At 70.5% G+C, this 24,599-nt stretch carries 20 protein-coding genes; 10 read left to right on the top strand and 10 right to left on the bottom strand.

Annotated features, from left to right (window positions below; all coding sequences use genetic code 11):
- The first annotated feature begins 45 nt into the window (after window positions 1–45).
- The 5 genes from Q9R19_RS07205 (at window position 46) to Q9R19_RS07225 (ending at window position 6,586) form a co-directional block, all read left to right on the top strand.
- Window positions 46–1,029 carry an ABC transporter permease gene (locus tag Q9R19_RS07205; RefSeq protein ID WP_311255631.1) on the top strand — a complete coding sequence of 328 codons (984 nt, stop codon included), beginning with the start codon at window positions 46–48 and terminating at the stop codon, window positions 1,027–1,029.
- Window position 1,030: 1 nt separating this feature from the next.
- Window positions 1,031–1,963, top strand: a complete 933-nt coding sequence (locus Q9R19_RS07210; RefSeq protein WP_311255632.1) for an ABC transporter permease — start codon at window positions 1,031–1,033, stop codon at window positions 1,961–1,963.
- Window positions 1,960–3,903 carry an ABC transporter ATP-binding protein gene (locus tag Q9R19_RS07215; RefSeq protein WP_311255633.1) on the top strand — a complete coding sequence of 648 codons (1,944 nt, stop codon included), beginning with the start codon at window positions 1,960–1,962 and terminating at the stop codon, window positions 3,901–3,903. The genes Q9R19_RS07210 and Q9R19_RS07215 overlap by 4 nt, the downstream gene beginning before the upstream one ends.
- 141 nt (window positions 3,904–4,044) lie before the next feature.
- Window positions 4,045–5,760, top strand: a complete 1,716-nt coding sequence (locus Q9R19_RS07220) for an ABC transporter family substrate-binding protein (protein WP_311255634.1) — start codon at window positions 4,045–4,047, stop codon at window positions 5,758–5,760.
- Between the two features lie 103 nt (window positions 5,761–5,863).
- Complete coding sequence (locus tag Q9R19_RS07225) at window positions 5,864–6,586, top strand: alpha/beta hydrolase (RefSeq protein WP_311255635.1); 723 nt, start codon at window positions 5,864–5,866, stop codon at window positions 6,584–6,586.
- On the opposite strand, the gene Q9R19_RS07230 is transcribed toward Q9R19_RS07225, so the two are convergent.
- A complete protein-coding gene (locus tag Q9R19_RS07230; RefSeq protein ID WP_311255636.1) occupies window positions 6,537–7,781 on the bottom strand; it encodes an MFS transporter in 1,245 nt (414 codons plus the stop codon). The genes Q9R19_RS07225 and Q9R19_RS07230 overlap by 50 nt on opposite strands.
- 226 nt (window positions 7,782–8,007) lie before the next feature.
- Between Q9R19_RS07230 and rpsT the strand changes: the two genes are divergently transcribed.
- Window positions 8,008–8,268, top strand: coding sequence for a 30S ribosomal protein S20 (rpsT, locus tag Q9R19_RS07235; protein WP_311255637.1), 261 nt, complete (start codon window positions 8,008–8,010; stop codon window positions 8,266–8,268).
- A 261-nt stretch (window positions 8,269–8,529) separates the two neighbouring features.
- Here the strand turns inward: rpsT and holA are convergent, their stop codons facing one another.
- The 5 genes from holA to Q9R19_RS07260 form a co-directional block, all read right to left on the bottom strand.
- Window positions 8,530–9,579, bottom strand: a complete 1,050-nt coding sequence (holA, locus tag Q9R19_RS07240; RefSeq protein WP_311255638.1) for a DNA polymerase III subunit delta — start codon at window positions 9,577–9,579, stop codon at window positions 8,530–8,532.
- A 28-nt stretch (window positions 9,580–9,607) separates the two neighbouring features.
- On the bottom strand, window positions 9,608–11,890 hold the full coding sequence (locus tag Q9R19_RS07245; protein WP_311255639.1) for a ComEC/Rec2 family competence protein: 2,283 nt from the start codon (window positions 11,888–11,890) through the stop codon (window positions 9,608–9,610).
- Between the two features lie 30 nt (window positions 11,891–11,920).
- Entirely contained in the window at window positions 11,921–12,577 is a 657-nt protein-coding gene (locus Q9R19_RS07250) for a helix-hairpin-helix domain-containing protein (RefSeq protein ID WP_311255640.1), read from the bottom strand.
- Window positions 12,578–12,826: 249 nt separating this feature from the next.
- Window positions 12,827–15,319: a leucine--tRNA ligase gene (gene leuS, locus Q9R19_RS07255; protein WP_311255641.1), complete on the bottom strand. Its 2,493-nt coding sequence runs from the start codon at window positions 15,317–15,319 to the stop codon at window positions 12,827–12,829.
- Between the two features lie 110 nt (window positions 15,320–15,429).
- On the bottom strand, window positions 15,430–16,785 hold the full coding sequence (locus Q9R19_RS07260; protein ID WP_311255642.1) for an anthranilate synthase component I family protein: 1,356 nt from the start codon (window positions 16,783–16,785) through the stop codon (window positions 15,430–15,432).
- Window positions 16,786–16,826: 41 nt separating this feature from the next.
- Between Q9R19_RS07260 and Q9R19_RS07265 the strand changes: the two genes are divergently transcribed.
- From Q9R19_RS07265 to Q9R19_RS07275, 3 genes are read left to right on the top strand one after another with little or no spacing between them, the layout of a single operon-like run.
- Window positions 16,827–17,483, top strand: coding sequence for a DedA family protein (locus Q9R19_RS07265; protein WP_311255643.1), 657 nt, complete (start codon window positions 16,827–16,829; stop codon window positions 17,481–17,483).
- A gap of 13 nt (window positions 17,484–17,496) precedes the next feature.
- Window positions 17,497–18,525 carry a phosphatase domain-containing protein gene (locus tag Q9R19_RS07270; RefSeq protein WP_311255644.1) on the top strand — a complete coding sequence of 343 codons (1,029 nt, stop codon included), beginning with the start codon at window positions 17,497–17,499 and terminating at the stop codon, window positions 18,523–18,525.
- Window positions 18,522–19,376 carry a 3-methyladenine DNA glycosylase gene (locus Q9R19_RS07275; RefSeq protein WP_311255645.1) on the top strand — a complete coding sequence of 285 codons (855 nt, stop codon included), beginning with the start codon at window positions 18,522–18,524 and terminating at the stop codon, window positions 19,374–19,376. Before Q9R19_RS07270 ends, Q9R19_RS07275 begins: the two co-directional genes overlap by 4 nt.
- A 30-nt stretch (window positions 19,377–19,406) precedes the next feature.
- Here Q9R19_RS07275 and Q9R19_RS07280 read toward each other — a convergent pair whose 3' ends face one another.
- Window positions 19,407–20,585 (bottom strand): glycoside hydrolase family 3 N-terminal domain-containing protein, encoded by a 1,179-nt coding sequence (locus tag Q9R19_RS07280; protein WP_311255646.1) that lies wholly within the window; start codon window positions 20,583–20,585, stop codon window positions 19,407–19,409.
- A 10-nt stretch (window positions 20,586–20,595) separates the two neighbouring features.
- Entirely contained in the window at window positions 20,596–21,666 is a 1,071-nt protein-coding gene (locus Q9R19_RS07285) for an NAD(P)-binding domain-containing protein (protein ID WP_311255647.1), read from the bottom strand.
- Between the two features lie 171 nt (window positions 21,667–21,837).
- Here Q9R19_RS07285 and Q9R19_RS07290 point away from each other — a divergent pair, with 171 nt between their 5' ends.
- Window positions 21,838–22,974, top strand: coding sequence for a calcium:proton antiporter (locus Q9R19_RS07290; RefSeq protein WP_311255648.1), 1,137 nt, complete (start codon window positions 21,838–21,840; stop codon window positions 22,972–22,974).
- Window positions 22,975–22,984: 10 nt separating this feature from the next.
- Here the strand turns inward: Q9R19_RS07290 and Q9R19_RS07295 are convergent, their stop codons facing one another.
- Window positions 22,985–23,665, bottom strand: coding sequence for an ABC transporter ATP-binding protein (locus Q9R19_RS07295; protein ID WP_311255649.1), 681 nt, complete (start codon window positions 23,663–23,665; stop codon window positions 22,985–22,987).
- On the bottom strand, window positions 23,662–24,582 hold the full coding sequence (locus tag Q9R19_RS07300) for an ABC transporter ATP-binding protein (RefSeq protein WP_311255650.1): 921 nt from the start codon (window positions 24,580–24,582) through the stop codon (window positions 23,662–23,664). Before Q9R19_RS07300 ends, Q9R19_RS07295 begins: the two co-directional genes overlap by 4 nt.
- Between the last annotated feature and the right edge of the window lie 17 nt (window positions 24,583–24,599).

The following is a 24,599-nucleotide window of genomic DNA, read 5'->3' on the forward strand; positions in this document are numbered from 1 at the left end:
GTCGGCAGATCCCGCGCGTGCTGTAGAAGAGAAAGAATCACCACCTTGATCAAGTATCTCGTGCGCCGGACACTCGGCTGGCTGCTGATGATCGTGGTCGCGACCAACGTCACCTACTTCCTGGCCTGGTCCTTCCTCGATCCGCGAAGCAACTACGTCGGCCGGAAACCTCCCCTCAGCCCCGAGCAGATCACCAACGTTCTGCGGCCCCGCAACCTGGACGCCAACATCCCGCTGATCGAGCGGTGGTGGACCTGGTTCACCGGCATCATCCTGCGCTGGGACTGGGGCGTGAGCCCCACGGGCGGCTCGGTCAACGACGAGGTGTCCTACCGCATGTGGGTCAGCGCAGAGCTCGTGCTGGGCGCGACGATCATCGCGACGCTGCTCGGCATCTGGATCGGCGTCTACACCGCGTCTCACCAGTACAAGCTGGGGGATCGGATCTGGCAGGGCATCTCGATCGTCACGATGAACATCAACATCATCGTGGCCGGACTTGCCGTGGTCATCCTCGCGATCAACTTCAACAAGTGGGTCGACACGCGCGTCTTCTACGTCACCGGCTCCTCGTCCGAGGGCGTCACCGGATTCTTCCCGGTGCTGATAGATGCGCTCCAGCACGTGGCGCTGCCCACGATCGCCCTGGTCATCACCGGCTACGCCGGCACGCACTTCCTGCAGCGCACGCTGCTGCTGGACAACATCAACGCCGATTACGTGCGCACCGCGCGGGCCAAGGGGCTCACCAAGCCGCAGGCGATCCGCCGCCACGCCTTGCGCACCTCGCTGATCCCGGTGGCCACCCAGGTCGCGTTCTCGATCCCGGCGATCTTCACCGGCGGCATCCTGACCGAGACGATTTTCGCCTGGCAGGGCATGGGCCGCTACTTCCTGACCACCATCAACGGGAACGACGTCCACGGCGTGGTCGCCGTCGCCGCCTTCGGCGCCGTGCTGACCGCCATCGGCGCCCTGCTGGCCGACATCACCGTCGTCGTTCTGGACCCGCGAGTGAGGGTGAGCTGAGATGAGCACTGAGATGATCGACCCCGGAGTGCAGCCGCCCGTCGGCCCCGACACCACCGCCGAGCGCATCCCCACCAGGCAGCTGAGCAAGTGGACGCTCTACACGCGCCGCTTCATGCGCAACAGGCCGGCCGTGGCCGGCGTGGTGATCTTCATCCTGATGGTGATCTACTCGATCGTCGTCCCGCTGACCTCCCCGTACAGCATCGACGACCAGGACTTCCTCAACCTCAGCACCGGCCCCTCGGCCGAGCACTGGTTCGGCACAACCGCCGGCGGCAACGACACCTGGACCCAGACCGCGGTGGGTCTGCAGCGCTCGCTGATGATCGCCGTGACGGTGTCGGTCGGGGTGACCGCGCTCTCGGCGATCGTCGGCACGGCCGCGGCCTACTTCCGCGGCATCGTCGAACGGATCACCCTGCTGATCATCCACTTCCTGATGGTCGTCCCCACCTTCCTGATCCTCGCCCTCGTCTCCAACGACGCCGGCGGCGACTGGCGCGTGATCTCGATCGCGATGATCTTCGTCAGCTGGTTCTTCCCGGCCCGAGTCATCTGGACGCTCGCCCTGTCGCTGCGAGAGCGCGAGTACATCGACGCCGCGCGCTACATGGGCGTGTCGGGCATGAAGATCGTGATGCGGCACATGGTGCCCAACATCGGCTCGCTGCTGGTGATCAACTTCACGCTCGGCGTGGTCAGCGCCGTCATGCTCGAGACCGGCCTGTCGTTCATCGGCTTCGGCGTGAAGATCCCCGACGTCTCGCTCGGCTCGCTGATCGGCTACGGCGCCGCCACCGTCACCAGCGCGCCCTGGCAGTTCTACTTCCCCGCATTGGCGCTGACCCTGCTGACCGTCTCGATGGCGCTGGTCGCCGACGGCCTGCGCGACGCCCTCGATCCCACCTCGGCGGCGGGAGGCCGCGCATGAGCACCCCCATCACGAAGACCGTCCTCTCCGTCCGCGACCTCACGGTCAGCTTCGCCTCCGAGGCGGGCCGGGTCGACGCCGTGCGCGGCGTCTCGTTCGACCTCGAGGCGGGCAAGACGCTCGGCATCGTCGGCGAATCCGGCTCGGGCAAGTCCGTCACCTCACTGGCCATCATGGGGCTGCTCGACGAGAACGCCAAGATCACCGGGTCCATCGAGTTCGAGGGTCAGGAGCTGCTCGGCAAGACCGACAAGCAGATGTCCATGATCCGCGGCAACGGCATGGCGATGGTTTTCCAGGACCCGCTGACCTCGCTCACGCCGGTGTTCACCATCGGGGATCAGCTGGTCGAGGCGCTCACCGTGCACCGCGGCCTGTCCAAGCAGGCCGCCTGGGATCGCGCCCTCGAGCTGCTCACCCTGGTGGGGATCACCAACCCGGAGCGGCGGATGAAGTCGTTCCCCCACGAGTTCTCCGGCGGCATGCGCCAGCGCGTGGTGATCGCCATCGCGATGGCCAACAACCCGCGCCTGATCATCTGCGACGAGCCCACCACCGCGCTCGACGTGACGATCCAGGCGCAGATCCTCGACCTGATCGAGAAGGCGCAGCGCGAGACCGGCGCCGCGGTGATCATGATCACCCACGACATGGGCGTGGTGGCGCGCACCGCCGATGACGTGATGGTGATGTACGCCGGCAAGCCGGTGGAGCACGCGCCAGCGCACGAGCTGTTCCACAACACCCGGATGCCGTACTCGATCGGCCTGCTGGGCGCGATCCCGCGCGTCGACAAGTCCGAGAAGGAGCCGCTGATCCCGATCAAGGGGAATCCGCCGCTGCTGATCGATCTGCCGGATGCCTGTCCCTTCGCCTCCCGTTGCCCGATCGCCATCGACGCGTGCGTGCGACGCGAGCCCGACCTGCTGCCGGTGCACTCCGACACCGGCGACGAGCACCTGGCCGCCTGCATCCGCGCCGATGAGATCGACTCCGACGGTCGCATCGGCGGGCTCCCGGTCTACCCCGCCCCCGAGGTGCACGAGAGCGCGCTCACGCAGACGCCGCGCGAGGATCGCGCGGTCACGCTCGAGGTGCGCAACATGGTCAAGACCTTCCCCCTGCTCAAGGGTGCGCTGTTCAAGCGCAAGGTGGGCGAGGTGCAGGCCGTCAAGGGCATCAGCTTCGATGTCCGCGAGGGCGAGACCATGGCCATCGTGGGCGAGTCCGGCTCGGGCAAGACCACGACGCTGCTGCAGATCATGGACTTCGAGAAGCAGGCCGACGGCGACATCATCATCGCCGGAACGAGCGTGAACGGCCTGCACAGCAGGTCGGTCGAGCGCAAACTGCGGCGCGACATCCAGATCGTGTTCCAGGACCCGATGGGCGCCCTGGACCCGCGCATGACCGTCACCGACATCATCGCGGAGCCGATGCGCGCGATCGGGATGCACAAGGACGAGGTGCACGCCCGCGTCGCCGAGCTGATGGACCTGGTGGGCCTGAACCCGGCGCATCGGGACCGCTTCCCCGGCGCGTTCTCCGGCGGCCAGCGGCAGCGCATCGGCATCGCCCGCGCGCTGTCGACGAACCCGAAGATCGTCGTGCTCGACGAGCCGGTCTCGGCGCTGGACGTGTCCATCCAGGCGGGTGTCATCAACCTGCTCGACGACCTGAAGGCCAAGCTGGGGCTGTCGTACCTGTTCGTGGCTCACGACCTGTCGGTGATCCGCCACATCGCGGACCGCGTCGCGGTCATGTACCTGGGCGAGTTCGTCGAGTACGGCGATGTGGACGAGGTCTTCGAGAACCCGCAGCATCCGTACACGCAGGCTCTGCTGTCGGCCATCCCCGTGCCCGATCCCGACATCGAGCGCACTCGTCAGCGCATGATCTTCGACGCCGACACCATGAGCACGCGCCCCGCGACGGTGTGACGGATTCGACACTCGTTATCGGACGGTGACCGTACGGTCACCGTCCGATAACGGTTAGTCACGATTCACTCACACCGGCGTCGTCCTCGGCGCATGCGAACTAACCTCCCTAATGACACGCCGAAAGGCGAAAGGAGCACCATGAAGCAGCACAAGCTGATGGGAGCGCTGGCAATCACCGGCGCTTTCGCACTCGCACTGAGCGGGTGTGCATCCAACACCGGCAACACCGGTGACGGCGGCGACAAGGGCAGCGACAACGCGCCCAAGACTCAGGCAGCGGACTACAACCCCCAGCCCCGCGAGAACCTCAAGCAGGGCGGGACGGTCAACTTCGCGATCGGCGAGATCCCCGAGCAGCTGAACGCGTTCAACACGGACGCCAGCGCCGGCACCGCCACGCTCGCCGCCTGGTACATGCCGCAGATCATCCTGATGAAGCCGGATGGCACGCTGTACAAGAACGACAACTACCTGTCGGAGTGGAAGAACGAGATCAAGGACGGCAAGACGGTCCTCACGTTCACCTTCACCGACAAGGCCACCTGGAACGACGGCACCCCGATGGACTGGACCGCCATCGACGCCACCTGGAAGGCCAGTCGCTCCAACGACGAGGGCTTCCACCCGAACGCCACGGACGGCTACAAGGAGATCGAGTCGGTCGTCGAGGGCGACACGCCCAAGACCGCGATCGTCACCTTCAAGGGCGAGTTCGCCTGGCCGCAGATGCCGTTCAACGGCGGCGTCATCCACCCGAAGCTCGCCGATCCCGAGACCTTCAACAGCGGCATGATCGACAACCCGCACGCCGAGTGGGGTGCGGGCCCCTACACCGTCGACAAGTTCGACGCCAACAAGGGCTTCATCTCGTTCAAGCCGAACGACAAGTGGTGGGGCGACAAGCCCATGCTCGATGAGGTCACCTTCACGGCGATGGACTCGCAGGCCTCGATCAACGCCTTCAAGAACGGCGAGATCGACCAGGTCGGCGTCGGCACCAAGGACCGCCTGGCGCAGGTCGCGGACATGAAGGACATCACGATCCACCGCGCCCAGCAGACGGCGAACACGATCCTCGAGGTCGACGCCACGAAGCCGCAGTTCCAGGACGTGGCCGTGCGTCAGGCCTTCTTCATGGCGATCAACATCGAGCAGCAGAAGAAGATCGCGTGGAACGGCCTGGACTACGAGGAGGACCCGGCGGGCTCGCTCACGCTGTTCTCGTTCCAGCCGGGCTACAGCAACTCGCTCAAGGAGGCCGGCTACAAGTACGACGCGGACGCCGCGAACAAGCTCCTCGACGACGCCGGCTGGGAGAAGGGCTCCGACGGCATCCGCGAGAAGGACGGCGTGAAGCTGTCCGTGACCTACCCCATCTTCAGCGATGACCCGACGCAGGCCGCGCTTGCGCAGTCGATGCAGAAGATGGAGAAGGAGGTCGGCATCGATCTGAAGATCGACGTCCGCCCGTCCAACAAGTTCTCCGACGACTACAACTCGAAGAACTGGGATGCCGTGGGGCTGCGCTTCACCTCCTCCGACCCGTTCGGCGCCGCATGGTTCTGCCAGCTGTACTGCATGGACCAGGGCCTGAACCTCTCGGGCGTGCAGAACGAGGAGACCGACAAGAAGATCCACGAGGACATCGAGTCGATCACCGACCCGGTCAAGCAGACCGAGGCCGCGATGAAGCTCGAGGCCGAGATCTACAAGGAGTGGGGCATCATCCCGCTCTACAACGGTCCGTCGATCTCCGCGACCAAGAAGGGTCTGGCCAACCTGACCCCCGAGCCCTACGTGGGTCTTGACCTGTTCGGTGTGCAGCCGGTCGAGAACGTGGGCTGGGAGAAGTGATACCCGATCGACTCGCTGAGCGCACCTTCATGGGTCGCTGAGCTGGTCGAAGCGAGCGGGGCCGGTGGTTCATCCACCGGCCCCGCTTTCCTATGCTGAGACCGTGACAGTTCAGGTCGTCCTGGTGCACGGCATCCGCACCTCCGCCACGATGTGGCGTGCCCAGCTGGCGTATCTCGAAGAGGCGGGCATCCCCGCCACCGCGGTGGATCTGCCCGGGCACGGCACCCGGATGGACGAGGACTTCACGCTGCACGAGGCGCTGCACACGATCGACTCAGCCGTGCGCACGGCCGCCGAGCGCGGGCCCGTGCTGCTGGTCGGCCATTCGATGGGCGGTCTGCTCTCGCTGGCCTACGTCGGCGGGGAGGATCCGCCGCCCGTGGCGGCGCTGATCGCGGCATCCTGCAGCGCACTCCCCCGCGGCGCGGCGCTGTCCACCTATCGGCTGCTGGCCGGCGCGATGAACTCGCTGCCGGACCGCGGTGAGTGGATCGCCGCGCGGGTGCTGGCCGCGACCATCCCCCTCGAGACGCGTGCGGACTTCGGTGCCGGCGGTTTCGCCCTGGATGCTCAGGATGCCGCGCTGCGCAGCCTGGCCGTGCTCGACATCGCCGCCGCCGTCGCCCGCATCCGCATCCCCCTCTGGTTCGTGAACGGGCAGTTCGACCAGCTGCGCACGCACGAGAGGCTGTTCCGGCGTCTGGCGCCGCACGCCGAGTTCGTCATCGTGCCGCGCACGACGCATCTGGTCACGGCGATGCGTCCGCGGGTGTTCAACGCGCTGCTGGGTGTGGCTGCGGCGACCGTGCGAGCGCGGTCATGAGGCCGCCGGCCACGGACAGCACGGCGGCCGTCAGGAACACCAGCCAGAAGCCGCCGACCAGTGCCACCAGCCCCGCTCCGACGACGGGTCCGATCAGCTGACCGAGCGCGGCGGTGACGTTCACGATGCCGAGGTCCCTGGCGTGATCCTGCTCGTCGGGCAGCAGGTCGGTCGCGAACGCGAGGCCGACGGTCGAGAAGGCGCCGTAGCCGAGTCCCATCAGCGCCGCCGCGACGAGCGTCATCTCGAAGGTGGGTGCGAGCACGATGACCACGCCGGAGGCGGCCTGCACGAAGGTCGCCGCGACCGTGAGCCCTCTCCTGTGCCCGGAGCGGTCGGAGAGGATGCCGGTGAGCACCGACGCGATCACCACGAACACGGTGTACACCACGATCAGCAGCAGCAGGTTGTCCTGCGCCGCGGTGCTGGGCTGGCCCAGCCCGTGCAGCAGGAAGAACAGGAACAGCGCCGTGCCGAGCGCGTTGCCGACGTTCGCGACCAGTCGTCCTGACAGCATCCAGGCGAAGTCCCGGTCGCGCAGGGAGGCGAGGCGAGGGCGGGTCGCCGCGCGCGGCGGGAGATCGGATGCCCCGGCCGGCGGATCCGGCAGCAGCACCGCCGTGAGCGTGCCGACCACCGCGATGATCCCCGCCAGCAGCAGGTATCCGGCGAGCACTCCCAGGCCGAGCAGCACCACCAGACCCACCCCGAGCACGATGCCCACCGCCTGACTGGACCCGACTGCCGCCGACGCCGCCCCGCGCTGCGAGGGCGGCAGCTGGTCGGCGATCAGGGCGGTGAAGGCCGCCGAGGCGACCGAGACGCCGATCGACACGCCCACCCAGCAGGCTCCCACCAGCCAGGGGCCTTCGACCGTGCCGGTGAGCACGAGGAAGATCGCTGCGGTCCACACGCCCGCCAGGGCCCAAGGACGTCGTCGTCCGCGGGCCGAGCGCGAACGGTCCGAGATCGCGCCGACCGCCGGACCCGCGACGATGCTGGCGAGCCCTCCGATGCCCAGCACGAGACCCGACGAGACCACGCCGCGGATCCAGTCCTCCTCCGGCGTGTCCAGCTGCAGCGGAAGCAGCAGCTGCACGGGGGTGAGCTGCACCGTCCAGATGGCGAGCCATGCCAGCGTGAACAGCGTCATCCAGCGGGCGCCGACCTTCACCCTGATCTTCGAAACGGGCATGGTGCTCCTCGGGCGTCGTCTGTCGGATCGATTCTGCACCCGGTTCCAGGTGCTGCGCGACTGAATCCCGCCACGGCGTGTCCTCGGAGCGCGTGTTTTCGCGCATCGCCGCGGTGCTGGTAACATTGACTCTTGGCTTGCGTGTGGGTTCGTCCCTCACGACCGCTGTCGGCGCCCTCTCTCGTCTGCAGCATCCGATCACCATCCAGACAGAAAGCGTCCACACGTGGCAAACATCAAGTCGCAGATCAAGCGCAACAAGACCAACCTGAAGGCTCAGGAGCGCAACAGGGCCGTCAAGAGCGAGCTGAAGACCGTCGTACGCAAGACCCGCGAGGCTGTCATCGCCGGCGACAAGGAGGCCGCTGAGGCCGCCCTCAAGGTCGCGTCTGTCAAGCTCGACAAGGCCGTCAGCAAGGGCGTCGTGCACAAGAACCAGGCGAAGAACCGCAAGTCGGCCATCGCCAAGCAGGTCGCCGCTCTCTGAGCCTTTGAACCTCTCGAAGGCCCGTCCCGTTCGCGGGGCGGGCCTTCTGCGTTGCATGCCGCCGCGTCGGCGGGCACTTCGCGGGTCCCGTGTGGCGGGCTCCCCGCCCGCGAGGCCGCGATTCAGGCCCGCGAAAGTGCGAGCGAACGCGCCCGGGCGTGTCGCGGGTCCCAGCTTGCGGGCTCCCCGCCCGCGACGGCGCAATACGGGCCCCGCGAAACCATGGCAGTCGGGCCGGCGAGAATGCGAGCGAAGTCCCGCTCAGTGAGCAGTCGAGAAGGGCTCGCGGGTCGCGATGACGGCGACCATGCGCTCCAGGGCGAAGATCGGGTCGCGCGCGGCGCCCTTGACCTCGGCATCCGCCCGGGCCGTCGCCTGGATGGCCATCCCGAGGGAGCGCTCATTCCAGCCCTGCAGATCGCGACGGGCGCGATCGACCTGCCAGTCCTTCATCCCGAGGCGCTGCGCGAGCTGACGACTGGGTTCGCGGTTGCCGGCCACGCGCGCCATGGTGCGCAGCTTCATCGCGAACGCCGCGACCATCGGCACCGGGTCGGCGCCGGATGCCAGGGCGTGCCGCAGCGCGACCAGCGCCTCGCCGTAGCGCCCGGCGATGGCGGTGTCGGCGACGACGAACGCCGACACCTCGACGCGGCCCCCGTAGTACCGGGTGACGACGTCGTCGGTGATGTCGCCCTCGACGTCGCCGATCAGCTGCTGGCAGGCGGCCGCGAGCTCGGTGAGGTCGTCGGCGAAGGCCGAGACCAGGGCGCGCAGGGCCGTGGGGGCGATGCGCTTGCGCGCGGCCTTGAACTCCCCCGCCGCGAAGTCGACCCGATCGCTGTCGCGCTTGACCGCCGCGCACGGGATCTCGATGCCGCTGCCGGTGCCGGCGCGCACGGCGTCGAGCAGCTTCTTGCCACGCACGCTCGCACCCGTGTGCCGCAGGATGACGGTCGCGCCCTCCTGCGGGTTCTCCACGTAGCGCACGGCCTCCTGCAGGAACGCGTCCGTGCACTTCTCCACGCCGGCCACGCGCACCAGCCGGGGCTCGCCGAACAGCGAGGGAGAGGTGAGCGACAGCAGCGTGCCCGCCGCGTAGTCATCGGCACGGACGTCACTGACCTCGAGTGCCGGATCCTCGGCGCGCAGGTAGTCCCGCACCCCGGCGATGGCGCGCTCGGCGAGCACGTCCTCGGGCCCCGAGACCAGCACGATCGGCGCCGGACGCGGATCGCGCCAGGGCACCTGCGGGATCTTCGCGCCCTTGGCCGCGGAGCTGCCGCGGGCGGACGATCGGGGTGCTGCCATCGCTCCAGCCTACCGGCGGGCGCCGACGTCAGGAGGAATCCGGCGGAGGGGCCCGCGTCGACCACACCCGCAGCTCGTCGCCGTGCAGTCCCAGCAGGATCAGCCCGCGCAGATCGGTGCGCAGCACCCGCGTGCCGACCGCCTGGAGCAGACTCAGGGTCTCCGTGCGCGGATGCCCGTAGTCGTTGTCCTCGCCGACGCTGATCACTCCGGCCGCGGCGTCGATCGCCTCGTACAGCGCCGGCTCCTGGTCGCGGCTGCCGTGGTGCGCCACCTTCACCACGTCGAAGGCGCCGCGCACGCGCCCGGACGACAGCAGCAGCCGCTGCGAGCCCGCGCCGAGATCGCCGAGCAGCAGCGTGCGCGGCACTCCCCCGCCCGCCACCTCGATCACGACGCTGGCGTCGTTGCCCGAGGGGAAGACGACCGGATCGGGGTTCGGCCAGACCACCCGCCAGCGCGCATCACCGAGCGTCCCCGACATGCCCGCGCTCGCGTCCCGCAGGGTCGCGCCCGAGGACGCCAGCTCCGCGAGCATCCGTCGCTCGTCGGCCTCGACGACGGGACCGTGCAGCACCGTGCCCACCATGCCCCGCACCGCGGAGGTGCCTCCCACGTGGTCGAGGTCGAAGTGCGTCAGCACCAGCAGGTCGATGCGCTTCGTGCCGGTCTGCGCCAGGCAATCGCTCAGCGCGTCCGGATCGGGCCCGGTGTCGACCAGGGCCGTGCGCCCGGCCGAGCGGAGCAGCACGGCATCCCCCTGCCCGATGTCGCAGGCCGCGATCGCCCACTCCGCCGGAGTGGTCAGGGGCGCGAGCGGGCCGGTGAGCAGCATCCGCCCGCCGCCGACCGCCACGGCGACGACGAGCACCACGGCCGACGTCGCCCGCAGTCGACCAGACGCGGGCCGCACCAGCACGATCACCGCCGCCGCGCTCAGCAGCCCCACCACCAGCGCCGCGACCCCACCGGGCACGACCGCCACCGTCGCTCCCGGAAGCCCCGCGCTGACAGTCGCCGTGACGTGGATCCAAGCCGCGGGCAGCCACGCCGCCGCGGCGAAGAGATCGGCCAGCGGCGCAACGCCGGCGGTCAGGCAGGCCAGCAGGCCGATCACGGTCGCGATGGGCGCCGCCGGCTCGGCGATGAGATTCGCCGGGATGCTGACCAGCGACTGCTGCTCGGAGAACAGCGCGATGATCGGCCCGCACACCACCTGCGCCGCCAGGGGCACCGACAGCGCCAGCGCGAGCGGCGCCGGCATCCAGCGACCCAGTCCGCGCAGCAGCGGACGGGAGAGCACCAGCAGAGCCGCTGTGGCGGCCGCCGACAGCGCGAAGCCGGGAGAGGCGGCGAACCACGGATCGGCGATCAGCAGGCCGCACACGGCCAGCGCGAGCATCGCGAGGCCCGCGCTGGGTCTGCCGAGCAGGATGCTGAGCATCGCGAGCGCCGCCATCACCGCCGCGCGCACCACGCTCGGCTCCGGAGTGACGAGCACCACGAACGCGCCGAGGGCCAGCAGCGACAGCACCACGCGCAGCGCGCGCCCGCCGCCGGCGAGCGAGACCAGCCAGAACACCACGGCGACGATGATCATGCAGTTGGCTCCGCTGACGGCCGTCAGGTGACTCAGTCCGGACGCCAGCATCGCCGCGTTCAGCTCGTCGGAGACCGCCCGCGTGTCACCGACGGCGAGACCGGGCAGCAGTCCGGCCCCCGGCTCGGGCAGGCGGGTGGCCCGGGCGATGAACGCCGCCCGGGTGCCGGCCGCGATCGCGAAGATCCCGGATGCCGGGCGCACGACCTCCACGTCCCGGCCGAAGACGACGAGACCGGCGCGCTCGGCGGGCCCGGTCGCCTTCGCCTGACCGAGGATGTGCAGCCGGGCGCCCGGCTCGACGCCGTCGACGGGGTCGACGCCCACCCGCACCGGCGCGCTGAGCGTGTGGGCGCGGCCGGGCGGGCCCAGCGCGATCGTCTGCGCGTCGAACCACAGCCGGCCGTCCGATCCGATGGATGCCGACGACGACACCTGCACGGTCGCCTCGACGGCTCGCCCGTCCGAGCGCGCCAGGGCCGCCCGCTCGGGCTGCGCCCCGGCGACCACCAGCCCGACGGCGCTGCAGCACAGCAGTGCGAACACGATGAGCCCGTTCACCCGGCGCCCGCTCCAGCGCCCCGCCAGCAGTCCGCCCGCCGCGACGGCCGCCGCACCCGCGAGCGGCAGCGCGACCACCGGCACCGCGATGCACAGCAGCGCCACCGCCCACAGCAGCACGGCGAGCGCACTCGTCCGAAGGTCCTTCATCCGGGCAGGTCCTTCATCACCACGCGGCCTTCACACGCGCACCTTGTCGCGCATCCCCGCCAGCAGCTTGTCGCCGATCCCCGGCACCGCCAGCAGATCCTCCACAGCGCGGAACCTGCCGTTGTCGTCGCGCCACTCCAGAATCCGCTGCGCCAGCGCCGGGCCGATGCGGGGAAGCGTCTCCAGGTCGTCCTGGGTCGCCTTGTTCAGGTCGATGCGGCCGTCCGCGCCCACGGCCGACGCGGATGCCGATGCGGCGGCACCGCCCGCGCCCTGCGGCGGCACGACGACCTGCTCGCCGTCGCTGAGCGGACGCGCCAGGTTCACCGCCTGCAGATCAGCATCCTCCAGCGTGCCTCCGGCCGCAGCGAGGGCGTCGACGAGGCGCGCATCCGCATCCAGGATGTACAGCCCGGGGTGCGCCACCTCGCCCAGCACGTGCACGTAGAGCTCGCCCCCGGCGCCGTCCACGGTGATGCCGGAGTCGGCGTCGGCAGAGGTCGATGACCCGTCCAGCGCGATGGCGTCCATGGGCGCGGCCTGCCCGCGCAGGATGCCCCAGCCGACCGCCGCCGACAGCACGACCAGCCCGAGCGTGATCGCGGCCCCGATCCCCAGCTTCAGTCGCGGGCGCGGCCGCGTGTGCGCGGGAGACGCGTCCTCGGCAGGTGGTTCGGATACGGGCACTCCGTCACGCTACGCATCTCGCGACCACCGGATGCCCGGAAATCCCGGCATCTGTGGAGAACTCGTGCAGACCGGCGGGCTGTGCAGAAGCGGGAGGACGGGCATGCGCGGGTGCCCCTTCGACAGGCTCAGGGACCCAGCGCGACGGCCCTTCGACAGGCTCAGGGACCCAGCGCGACGGCCCTTCGACAGGATCAGGGACCCAGCACGCCGCCCCTTCGACAGGCTCAGGGACCCAGGGGCGCGTGCTCAGCCCTTGACGGCGAAGTTCACGATCTTCGGCGCGCGCACGATCACGCGCACGATCTCCTTGCCCTCCAGGGCCCGCTGCACCTTCTCGTCAGCGCGCGCCACCGCCTCGAGGTCGGCCTCCGAGATGTCGGCGGGCACCTCGATCGTCGCGCGCACCTTGCCGCCCACCTGCACGGCCGTCGTGACGGTGTCCTGCACCAGCAGCGCGGGATCGGCATCCGGCCACGGCACGGCGCTGACCGACGGCTCGTGACCGAGCCGGGCCCACAGCTCCTCGGCGGTGTGCGGCGCGATCGGCTCCAGCATGAGCGCGACGGTCTCGGCCGCTTCGCGCACGGCCGGATCGGCCGCCCCCGCGCCGGAGTCGATGGTCTTGCGGATGCCGTTCACCAGCTCCATCAGGCGCGCGACCAGCACGTTGAACTTCGTCTGCTCCACCAGACCGGGGGCATCCGCCAGCAGGCGGTGCGTGATGCGACGCAGCGCGGCGTCGCCGGCAGCGGCATCCGCCCCGACCGGGCTGGTGGTCTCGTCACCGGCGCGCAGCGCGCGTGCGAGGAACTTCTGCGCACCGGCGAGTGAGACGCCGTTCCACTCCTTGTCGTCCTCCACGGGTCCGGCGAAGGCCAGGCCCAGGCGCAGCGCGTCGGCTCCGTACTGCCCCAGCAGGTCGGACAGCTCCACCAGGTTGCCCTTGCTCTTGGACATCTTCGCGCCGTCCATGATGACCATGCCCTGGTTGACCAGGTTCGAGAACGGCTCCTCGAAGTCGATCAGGCCCAGGTCGAACAGCACCTTGGTGATGAATCGCGCGTAGAGCAGGTGCAGGATGGCGTGCTCGACACCGCCGAAGTAGCCGTCCACGGGCGCCCAGCGCTTCGCCTGATCCGGGTCGAACGCGAACTCCTCGCTGTTCGGGGACAGGAAGCGCAGGAAGTACCACGAGCTGTCGACGAAGGTGTCCATGGTGTCGGGGTCGCGCAGCGCCGGCTCGCCCGAGACCGGATCGACGGTGCGCACCCACGACTCGGCGGCGCCCAGTGGCGAGGTGCCCTTGGGGCGCAGGTCCAGACCCTCCACACTCGGCAGCTTCACCGGCAGTCGATCTTCGGGCACCGGCACGACCTCGCCGTCCTGCAGGTGCAGCATCGGGATCGGCGTGCCCCAGAAGCGCTGACGGGAGATCAGCCAGTCCCGCAGCCGGAAGTTCTTCGCCGCGCGGCCCGTCCCGGCCGCCTGCAGGCGCTCGATGGTCGAGGCGATCGCGGTCGCCTTGTCCAGGCCGTCCACCTCGCCGGAGTTCACCATCCGGCCGTTGCCGACCAGCGCCGTGCCGGTGGCCGACGGGTCGAGCTCGGCCAGATCGCCGCCCTCGTTCGCGCCGCCGGTGACCGTCGTGTCGACGACGATCTTCACGGGCAGGCCGAACGCGCGCGCGAAGTCGAGGTCGCGCTGGTCGTGCGCGGGCACGGCCATCACGGCGCCGTGACCGTAGTCGGCCAGCACGTAGTCCGCCGCCCAGATCGGCATCCGCTCGCCGCCCACGGGGTTGATCGCGTACCGCTCCAGGAACACGCCCGTCTTGGGACGGTCGGTGGACTGCCGCTCGATCTCGGTCTGCTTCTGCACCTGATCCAGGTAGTCGTCGAACCGCGCCCGCACCTCGGCGGACGCACCCGCCACCAGCTCCGCGGCCAGGTCCGAGTCGGGTGCGACGACGAAGAACGTCGCGCCGTGCAGGGTGTCCGGGCGCGTGGAGAACACCGTGACGGGCTCGTCGCGCCCCTCGATGCGGAAATCGACGTCGGCACCCGTGGAGCGGCCGATCCAGTTGCGCTGCATCTGCAGCACCTTGTGCGGCCAATGCCCCTCGAGCGCATCCAGGTCGTCCAGCAGACGATCGGCGTAGTCGGTGATCTTGAAGTACCACTGCGTGAGCTTCTTCTTCACCACCTCGGCGCCGCAGCGCTCGCACCGGCCGTCGACGACCTGCTCGTTCGCCAGCACCGTCTGGTCGTTGGGGCACCAGTTGACTGCGCTCTTCTTGCGGTACGCCAGCCCGCGCTCGTACAGCTTGAGGAACAGCCACTGGTTCCAGCGGTAGTACTCCGGGTCGGAGGTGTGCAGCACACGCGACCAGTCGTACGACATGCCGTAGCCGCGGAAGCCGGCCTTGTGCTGATCGATGTTCCGGTAGGTCCACTCGCGCGGATCGGCGCCGCGCTTGATCGCCGCGTTCTCGGCGGGCAGGCCGAAGGAGTCCCAGCCGATCGGGTTGAGCACGTTGTGCCCGCGGTGCCGCCAGTAGCGCGCCACGATGTCGGGGTACAGGTAGTTGATCGCGTGCCCCATGTGCAGATCGCCGGAGGGGTACGGGAACATGCCCAGGATGTACTTGCGGGGCCGCTCGTCGTCGTCGCCGCCCGCGAGGAAGGTCTCGTGCTCTCCCCAGTACTGCTGCCACTTGGCCTGGATGTCGTGCGCGGACATCCCCTCAGCGGTGTCCTCGGCGGACTCGGGGTGGTTTTCGGACGCGTGCTCGGACAAGGAACGACCAATCTGACGATGCGGGAGTGCCCCGGAGAACCGGATGTTCCAGGTTATCGCGCCGGGAGGAGCGCCGCCCACTCGGCGGGCACCGGTGCGCCGAGCGCGGCCAGCGGCGCCCGCGCCTTGACGGCGACCTCGGCGGCCTCGGCATCCGCTCGGGAGAGCCAGGTGATCCCGCCGCCGGCACCCACGTGCGCACCGTCGGGCTCGATCACGATCGAGCGGATCACCATCGCGAGATCCACCCGCCCGTCCAGCCCGACGTGCCCGAAGCAGCCGGAGTACACGCCGCGCGGCGCGCCCTCCAGACCGTGCAGGATCGTCATGGCCGAGAGCTTCGGGGCGCCCGTCATGCTGCCCGCCGGGAACGCGGCATCCGTCAGCTCGCCGAAGGTGACGCCCTCGCGCAGCCGCATGCTGACCGTGCTCACCAGCTGGTGCACGGCCGAGTACGACTCGACCTCCCACAGTCGCTCCACCCGCACCGTGCCCGGCACGCCGACGTGCGAGAGGTCGTTGCGCATCAGGTCGACGATCATCACGTTCTCGGCGCGCTCCTTGACGTCGGCCTGCAGCTCCGCCGCCAGGCGGGCGTCGTCCGCGGCATCCGCTCCGCGCGGCCGCGTGCCCTTGATCGGACTCGTCGACGCCACCCCGTCGGCGACGGCCAGGAACAGCTCCGGGCTGGCGCTGAGCAGCCAGCGCTCCCCCACCCGGATGCATCCGCCGTGGTGCGCCGGTGCGGACTCGCGCAACCGCCGGTGCACCGCGATCGGGTCGGCGGGGCGGGGCACGCTGAAACGCGTCGTGAGGCACAGCTGGTACGCGTCGCCGCGCTCGATGGCGTCGCGGCACCGCTCCACCAGGCCGACGTACTCGGCCACGTCGTGACGGGCCACCGCATGCACGGGTTCGGCAGCGGATGCCGCGGCAGCGGGCCGGACGGGTGCGCGCAGCGCTTCGTCCACTTCGCTCCGCCACTCCGGGAGCATCGCCGCGTCTGCGAGCGCGAAGATCCGCCCGTTCGCGTGGTCGACGGCGACGGCTCGCGTGACGGCGATCCAGGCCGCGCCGGACCCGCCGGATGCGCTCGGCGCGCCTACTGCCGCCGCACCCTGCTCGTAGTCCAGCCAGCCGACCCACCCGCCGCGGAAGGGCATATCGGGTCCGGTGCCCGACGTGGTGGCGTTCCCGGATGCCAGCGGTACGGCACGCACGGCTTCCGGGTCGGGTTCGCGCTCCCCGGCACCGAGCACGCTCCATCCCTCGGTGGCGCCGACGCCGCCGTCGAGCCAGAACGACGCCTCGGCATCCGCGAACAGGCGCAGGAACAGCGCCTCGGCGTCGATGCGCCAAGGCTGCGGGGGTTCCAGCGGCAGAGCGTCGAGAGGTCGGGGCGCGGGCACGTTCACAGCGTAGATGCCCCTGCAGGTTCTACGCTCGTGGGGTGAACGACTTCGTGCTCTGGGCCATCGAGACGGTGCAGTCCGTCGACCCCGTCCTGCGCACGCTGCTCGCCGGCATCGCGATCCTGCTCGAGACCAGCATCCTGATCGGCCTGATCGTTCCCGGCGACACGGTCGTGCTGGTCGCCGCGATCGGCGTCAGCTCCTGGGCCGAGGGCGTCGCACTCGGACTCGCCGTGATCGTGGGCGCCCTCATCGGCGAATCGCTCGGGTTCTGGCTGGGCCGCTGGGCCGGACCGCACATCCGCTCATCGTGGCTGGGCAGGCGCATCGGCGCGGCGCACTGGGCGCGCTCGGAGCGCTATCTGCAGCGCCGCGGCGGCATCGCCATCTTCCTCTCCCGCTTCCTGCCCGTACTGCACTCCCTGGTGCCGCTCACCGTGGGGATGAGCGGCTACGCGTACCGCCGATTCATCGCCTGGACGCTGCCCGCGTGCGTGCTGTGGACCTTCGCCTACGTGGGTGTGGCGGCGGGCGCCGCGGGGAGCTTTCCGGAGCTCTCCCAGCGGCTGCACTACGCCGGTTACGTGTTCGTCGCCGTGATCGCGGCGCTGCTGATCGCGATCGTCGTGACCAAGAAGATCATCGCCAGGCGCGAGGAGCGGCACATGAAGGATGAGCCGCACCGGGAAGCGTGAAAGACTGGGCACGATGTCCTCTGCCTCGGCGGCCAAGATCCACTGGTTCGCCCGCCTCGAACACCGCTTCCACGTCTGGCGCGAACGCCGCGCACGGCGACGTGGGCGTTCGGCGACCGTCGTCCCCTTCCCCGGATACGGCGGCTCCGGCTGGGTGCGGGTCGTCGGCAGGGTGCTGATCGTCCCGCCCACGCCGAAGCGCTCGCGCGGCGAGGGCAACGGCGTGCGCGGCTGGCGCGCGTTCGTGAGCATCCCGGTCAGCTTCGCCTCGGTGCAGGTGCACCTGGGCGGCCGCACGCACGACGTGGTCGCCGACCGCGGTGGCGTGATCGACAGCGTGATCGACGCCGAGCTGGAACCCGGCTGGCAGACCTTCACCATGTCGGTCGAGGGACGCGAGCCCGTCGAGGCCACCGTGTTCGTCGTCGCCGACGACGCCACCTTCGGCGTCGTGTGCGACGTGGACGACACCGTCATGGTGACAGCGCTGCCGCGTCCGTTCGTGGCGGCGTGGAACTCGTTCGTGCTCGACGAGCACGCCCGCACGCCGGTGCCCGGCATGGCGGTGCTGCTGGAGCAGCTGCGCCGCTCGCACCCCGGCGCTCCCGTCGTCTACCTGTCCACCGGCGCGTGGAACGTCGCGCCCACGCTGCGCCGCTTCCTCAGCCGCAACCTCTTCCCCGCCGGCGCCATGCTGCTCACCGACTGGGGTCCCACGCATGACCGCTGGTTCCGCAGCGGTCGCGCCCACAAGACCGGGAACCTGCGCCGCCTCGCCCAGGAGTTCCCGCAGGTGCGCTGGCTGCTGATCGGCGACGACGGCCAGCATGACGAGGCCATCTACTCGGAGTTCCTCGCCGAGCATCCGGAGTCGGTGGCCGGCGTCGCGATCCGCCGCCTGCTGCCCGCCGAGGCGGTGCTCGCAGGCGGGCGCGGCACAGCCCCGCACGCCGTCGACGGAGCCCCGTGGGTCAGCGCCGAGGACGGCGCCGGCCTGCGCGATCTGCTCGGCGAGGCCGGCATCATCGACACCCGCCCATGACCGCGCACGCAGCGCTGCGCCGGGCGGACTGGACCGCCCGCGCGCAGGCGCACGCCGACCGGGCCGACGCGCTGACGGCCGCGCACCGCGAGCGCGCCGCGCGCGGCGAGAAGCATCCGGTGTGGGACTTCCTGTTCACGTACTACGCGTACAAGCCCGCGCTGCTGCGCCGCTGGCATCCCGGAGCCGGCGTCGCATTGCAGCAGGCACCCGAACGCGCCGGCTGGCGGTGGTACTCCCCCGCCGGCGACGACGGGGTCGTGCCTGATGCGGCGCTGTTCCGCGCGGAGAAGCCGCAGCTGGCGCAGCTGGTCGAGCGGATGCTGCGCCGCACCTCCTCCCGGCCCGGGCAGTTCGGCTGCTTCGGCCTGCACGAGTGGGCGATGGTCTACCGCGAGCGCGAGCACCGGCATCCCGCGCCGCTGCGGCTGGGTCAGCGCGGAACGGATGCCGTGGTCGAGGCGCACGAGCTGCGCTGCACGCACTTCGACGCGTTCCGGTTCTTCACGCCGGAGGCCGTCCCTCGCAACCGTGAGCCGCTGACTCGCGAATCCCAGCCCGACCGCGAGCAGCCGGGCTGCCTGCACGCCGGGATGGACCTGTACCGCTGGGCGGTCAAGCTGGGCCCGCTGCTGCCGGGCGAGCTGCTGCTGGATGCGTTCGAGCTGGCGCGGGACATCCGCCTGCTCGACATGGAGGCCGCACCCTACGACCTCTCCGAGTGGGACGTGCGCCCCGTGCGCATCGAGACGGCCGAAGGCAAGGCCGAGTACGTGCGACGCCAGCGCGGCTTCGCCGAGCGCGGCGCCGTCATCCGGGAGCGGATGCTGACGGCCTGGCTGGGACGCTGAGCCCGCCTCGGGGGCCACGGCCCCTGGCTCTCACTGAGCCTGTCGAAGTGCCGCCACCCGCATCCGCAGCGCCATCACGTGCTCTGCTGCGTCGCGCAGGCGGTCCGCGGTCAGCGCGCCGTCCTGCACGGCCTGCGCGATGCCCGCCGCCATCGCCGGCGCGGTCTTCGCCGTGGAACCGGCCACCATCAGCACCATGTCGTTGCCTGCGGCGAGCGCGGAGACCGCGTTGGCGACCGGGTCACGGTAGGCGGCGACGCCAGAGGAGCTGAGCATGCCCAGATCGTCGGTGATCATCACCCCGTCGAAGCCCAGTTCGTCGCGGGCGATGGCGTGCCAGCGAGGTGAGAGGGATGCCGGCGCGGAGTCCACCGCCGTGTAGGCCAGGTGCCCGAACATGAGCAGCTCCGCCCCGGCATCCACTCCCGCGATGAACGGCTTCGCGTCGCCGTCACGCCACTGCGCGAGAGTCATCGGCGTGGTGGGGATCGCGTGGTGGGAGTCCCCCGGAGCGGCTCCATGGCCGGGAAAGTGCTTCAGCGTGGAGAACACGATGCCCTGCTCGCCCGCGACCGCGGCGGCGACGCGCGCGGCCGAGCTCTCGGGGTCGGTTCCCAGCGCCCGCGACGAGATGAACGAGGACGGTCTCATCGGGACGTCGGCGATGACGCCGAAGTTGGTGTTGATGCCGGTGACTGCCACCATCTCGGCGCGCTCGGCGAAGACGTCGCGGGTCTGCGCCGGTGTGTCGGCCTGCAGGCCGCGTCCGGCCGGCAGGGTGTCCCAGGGCAGCCGGGACACCGCCCCGCCCTCCTGATCGATCGCGATCAGCGGTGGGAGAGCCGGATCGACCGTGAGCGCGTCGGTGACGGCTTCGACCTGCGCCGGGTCACCGCCCACGTTCGCGCCCATCAGGATGAAGCCGCCCAGGTCCGCACCGCCCGGTCCGGAGGTCATGAAGGCGCGCAGCGCCGCGGGATCCGTGCGCGGCACGTGTCCCATCACCACGCTCGCCGCCTGCTCTTCGACGCTCATCGCGTCCACGGCGTCGTCGACGTGGTCAGCCGTGGGCGTCGGCGTGGGGACGGGCGTCACGCGCGTCGGTGTCGCGCGCGTGGGCGTCGGCGTCGGTGCCGCCGACGGTGCGCACCCGGCCAGCATGCTCGCCGCGAGCATGGCGACCACTGATGCCCAGACTGCTCGACGCATGACTGCCAGGCTACGCGATGACGCCGGCTCGCTCCTCGATCAGGCTGCGCTGAACGCCCTTCGCTGCCGTGCGGCCCGCGCGGTTCGCGCCGATCGTGCTGGCCGACGGGCCGTAGCCGACCAGCTGGATGCGGCGATCGGCGACAGCCGTGGTGCCGCGACCGTCGCGATCCAGCCGGATGCCGCCCAGCCGGCTGCGCAGGTGCAGAGGAGCGAGGTGCGCGATGGCGGGCCGGAAGCCTGTGGCCCAGAGGATGGCATCCACCCGCTCGAAGCGACCGTCCGCCCAGCGGACGCCGTCCGGTTCGAGCGCGGCGAACATCGGCAGGCGCGCCGCGTAGGCGCCGAGTCGTTCGGCCTCGCGCTCCTGCGGGCGCAGCATCAGCCCGGTGACGCTCACGACGCTCTCCGGCGGCAGCCCCTGCGCCACCCGCTGCTCGACCAGCGCGACAGCCGCAGCCCCCGCCTCGGGCGTGAAGTCGTCGGTGCGCCACACCGGCGGGCGTCGCGTGGCCCACAGCGTGTCGGTGATGGGTGCCAGGGCGCCCAGGAACTGCACGGCCGATGCGCCACCGCCCACCACCAGCACCCGCTTGCCGAGAAAGTGCTCGGGACCGGGATAGTCCACGGTGTGCAGCTGTTCCCCCAGGAACGTCTCCATGCCCGGGTAGTGCGGCAGGAACGGCCGGGTCCAGGTGCCGGTGGCGTTCACGAGAGTGCGGGAGCGCCACTCCCCCTGGTCGGCGCGCACGGCCAGCACGCCGTCGTCGTCGTCGACGACCTCGCGCACGGTCACCGGCCGGATCACGGGAAGATCCTGGCTGCGTTCATAGTCGGCGAAGACGGCGGGCACCGCCTGATTCGCGCGCAGCGCGGTGTGCGGCACGGGCTGGTCACCGGGCAGCTCTGCGACCCGGTGCACGTCGCGCATGGTCAGCGCATCCCAGCGATGCTGCCAGGCGCCTCCGGGGTGCTCGTTCGCATCGAGCACGACGTGCTCGATGCCGAGTCGCTTCAGATGGTACGAGGCGGACAGCCCTGCCTGCCCTGCGCCGATCACGACGCTCTGAAGGATGCTCACATCACAGCCAACGCCGGGCGTGCCGACGTTGTTCCGCCCGGCCGGCTCCCCGAGCCCGTCGGGGTCCGCCGGGGGAGCGGCTTGCTAGAATCGACCCGAAGCGACCGGCGGGACGACCCGCGCGGCGAAGTCACAAGCGGGGACGGCCCTGCGGATTCGGCATCCGCTCTCATGCGAACCCTGCTGCGCCTCGTGCTCACCCCCACCGCCATCGTGCGTCTGGCCCTCGGCTGGGGCTCCTTCCTGCTGCTCGCGCTGACTCCCCTGCTCGCCGGTCCGCCGCCGGCCGCCCTGCTCTGGATGCTGCTGGGCGGCATCGTCGTCGTGATCACGATCAGCGCCTTCGGCGTCGTCACCGAGGCGGAGCATCTCGCGCGCCGGCTGGGCGACCCGTACGGCACGCTCGTGCTCACGATCTCGATCGCCGCGATCGAGGTGATCCTGATCTCTGCCGTGCTGCTCGGCCCGGGCGAGCACGAGACGATCGCCCGGGATTCGGTGATGGCCGTGTCGATGATCATCATGAACCTGGTCATCGGCATCGCGCTGCTGCTCGGCGGGATGCGACACGACAGGCTGAAGGCGAACAGCACCGGCGTCTCGCTGTACCTCGGGATGCTGATCGTGCTGCTCTCGGTCGCCTTCGCCCTGCCGGGTCTGATCGGCGAAGGCGGCGCCTACGCGCCCGGGCAGGCGATCCCCCTGGCGGTGCTCACGGTGGGCCTGTACACGTTCTTCCTGATGCGGCAGCTGGGCGCGCAGCGCGCCGACTTCCAGGAGGTCGTCGACGTGCGTGCACCGGCCTCCGGGCCCGACCTCATCCCCGAACCCATCACGGCGCTGCTCTCGCAGCACGGCGCCGAACTGGGCGCGCGCACGGCGCTGCTGATCGTGATGGCGCTGCCGATCGTGCTGCTCTCGCACGACATGGCGACGCTGCTCGACGACGGGCTGAGCCGGCTGGGTGCGCCGGTGGCGCTGTCGGGCATCCTGATCGCGCTGATCGTGTTCCTTCCCGAGACGATCACCACGATCCGTGCGGCACTGGGCGGTGAACTGCAGCGCGTCAGCAATCTGTGTCACGGCGCGCTGGTCTCCACCGCCGGACTCACGATCCCCGCGGTGCTGATGATCGGGCTGATCACCGGCCGGCCGGTGCTGCTGGCGGAGTCCCCCGTGAATCTGCTGCTGCTCGCGCTGACCGTGCTGCTGACGCTGACGACATTCATCAGCCGCCGGGTCACACCGCTGCACGGCGCCGCGCACCTGTTCCTGTTCGTGCTCTACGGGCTGAGTGTGCTCGTCTGACTCATCGCGCTCACGCGTCCCGGGGACGGAGCACGCCGTCGTGCAGCTCGAGCACGCGGTCGGCGCGGGCGAACATCGCCTGGTCGTGCGTGGCGACCACCGCGGCGGTGCCGCGCTCGTGCACGAGGCGGGCGATGAGGTCCATGATCTGCGCACCCGTCTCGCTGTCCAGCTGGGCGGTGGGCTCGTCGGCGAGCAGCAGGCCAGGTGCCATCACCAGCGCGCGGGCGATCCCCACTCGCTGCTGCTGGCCGCCGGAGAGCTCCCCGGGTCGCTGCCTGGCGTGGTCTTCGAGTCCCACTTCACGCAGCGCGACCGCCACCCGGCGGTCGCGCTCTGCGGGCTCGACCCGGCGGATGCGCAGCGGCACCTCCACGTTCTCGGCTGCCGAGAGCACCGGGATGAGCCCGGCCGTCTGAAAGATCGATGCGATCCGCGAGCCATGCAGCGCGGGGAGGTCGGTGGCGGGGTCGGCCAGGTCAGCGCCGTCCACGAGCACGCGGCCGTCGGTGGGTCGATCCAGTCCGCCGAGCATGGTCAGCAGCGTGGTCTTGCCCGCACCAGATCTCCCCGCGATCACGACCAGCTCACCGGCATCCGCGCTCAGGTCGGCTTCGCGCACCGCCACGACGTCTCCGGCGGGACCGGGGAAGACCCGTGAGAGGCTCCGCGCCTGCAGGACGGCGGTCATGACGCCTCGCTTCCGCGTGCGGCGGTCGGATCGGCGTCCGGATGCTCGTGCCCTGGCGCCACGCGCACATGGTCCGGTTCGAGGGTCAGGCGCACGCGCTCGCGCAGCGCGAGAGCCGACACGAAGTCGGCGGGCAGCTGCATCCGTCCCGCACGGTCGAGCACCGCGTACTCCCGGGCCGTGCGCACCGAGCGCCCGGCATCATCCGTGCCCGTGCGGCGCACCGTCTCGGTGGAGGTGCGACCGTCGCGGATGCGGACGGTGCGCTCGACGTGCTCGGTCACACCGGTGTCGTGCGTCACGATCAGCGTGGTCACCCCGCGCACCCGGTTGACCGTCTCCATGGCCGCCAGCACCTCGGCGCTGGTCTGCTCGTCGAGCTCGCCGGTGGGCTCGTCGGCCAGCAGCACGCGCGGCCGGTTCGCGAGCGCCACCGCGATGGCGACACGCTGACGCTGACCGCCGGAGAGCTCGGCCGGCCGCTTGTCCGCATCGCCGGCCGCTCCCAGCAGCTCCAGCAGCTCGTCGGCGACCGCGCGGCGCTCCGAGCGCGGGACGACGCCGGCGACGTCATGCACCATCGCGATGTTCTCGCGTGCCGACAGGTACGGCAGCAGGTTGCGAGCCGACTGCTGCCACACGAAGCCCACGCTGCGCCGCCGGTACTGCAGCCGCTCGGCTGCGCGCATCGTCACCAGATCGTGGCCCGCCACCCTGGCGGATCCGGCACTGGGCCGGTCGAGCCCTGCCAGGATGCCGAGAAGAGTGCTCTTGCCCGAGCCGGACGCGCCGACGAGCGCGACCATCTCGCCGGTGGCCAGGCGCAGCTCCAGACCCTGCAGCGCCTGCACCTCGACGCCCTGCGCGGTGAAGATGCGCACGAGGCCCTCGCACACGATCGCGCCGTCGTCCGCCATGTCAGTCATCCTCTCGC

It is taken from the genome of Microbacterium sp. ARD32 (assembly GCF_031844385.1).
Lineage (GTDB): Bacteria > Actinomycetota > Actinomycetes > Actinomycetales > Microbacteriaceae > Microbacterium.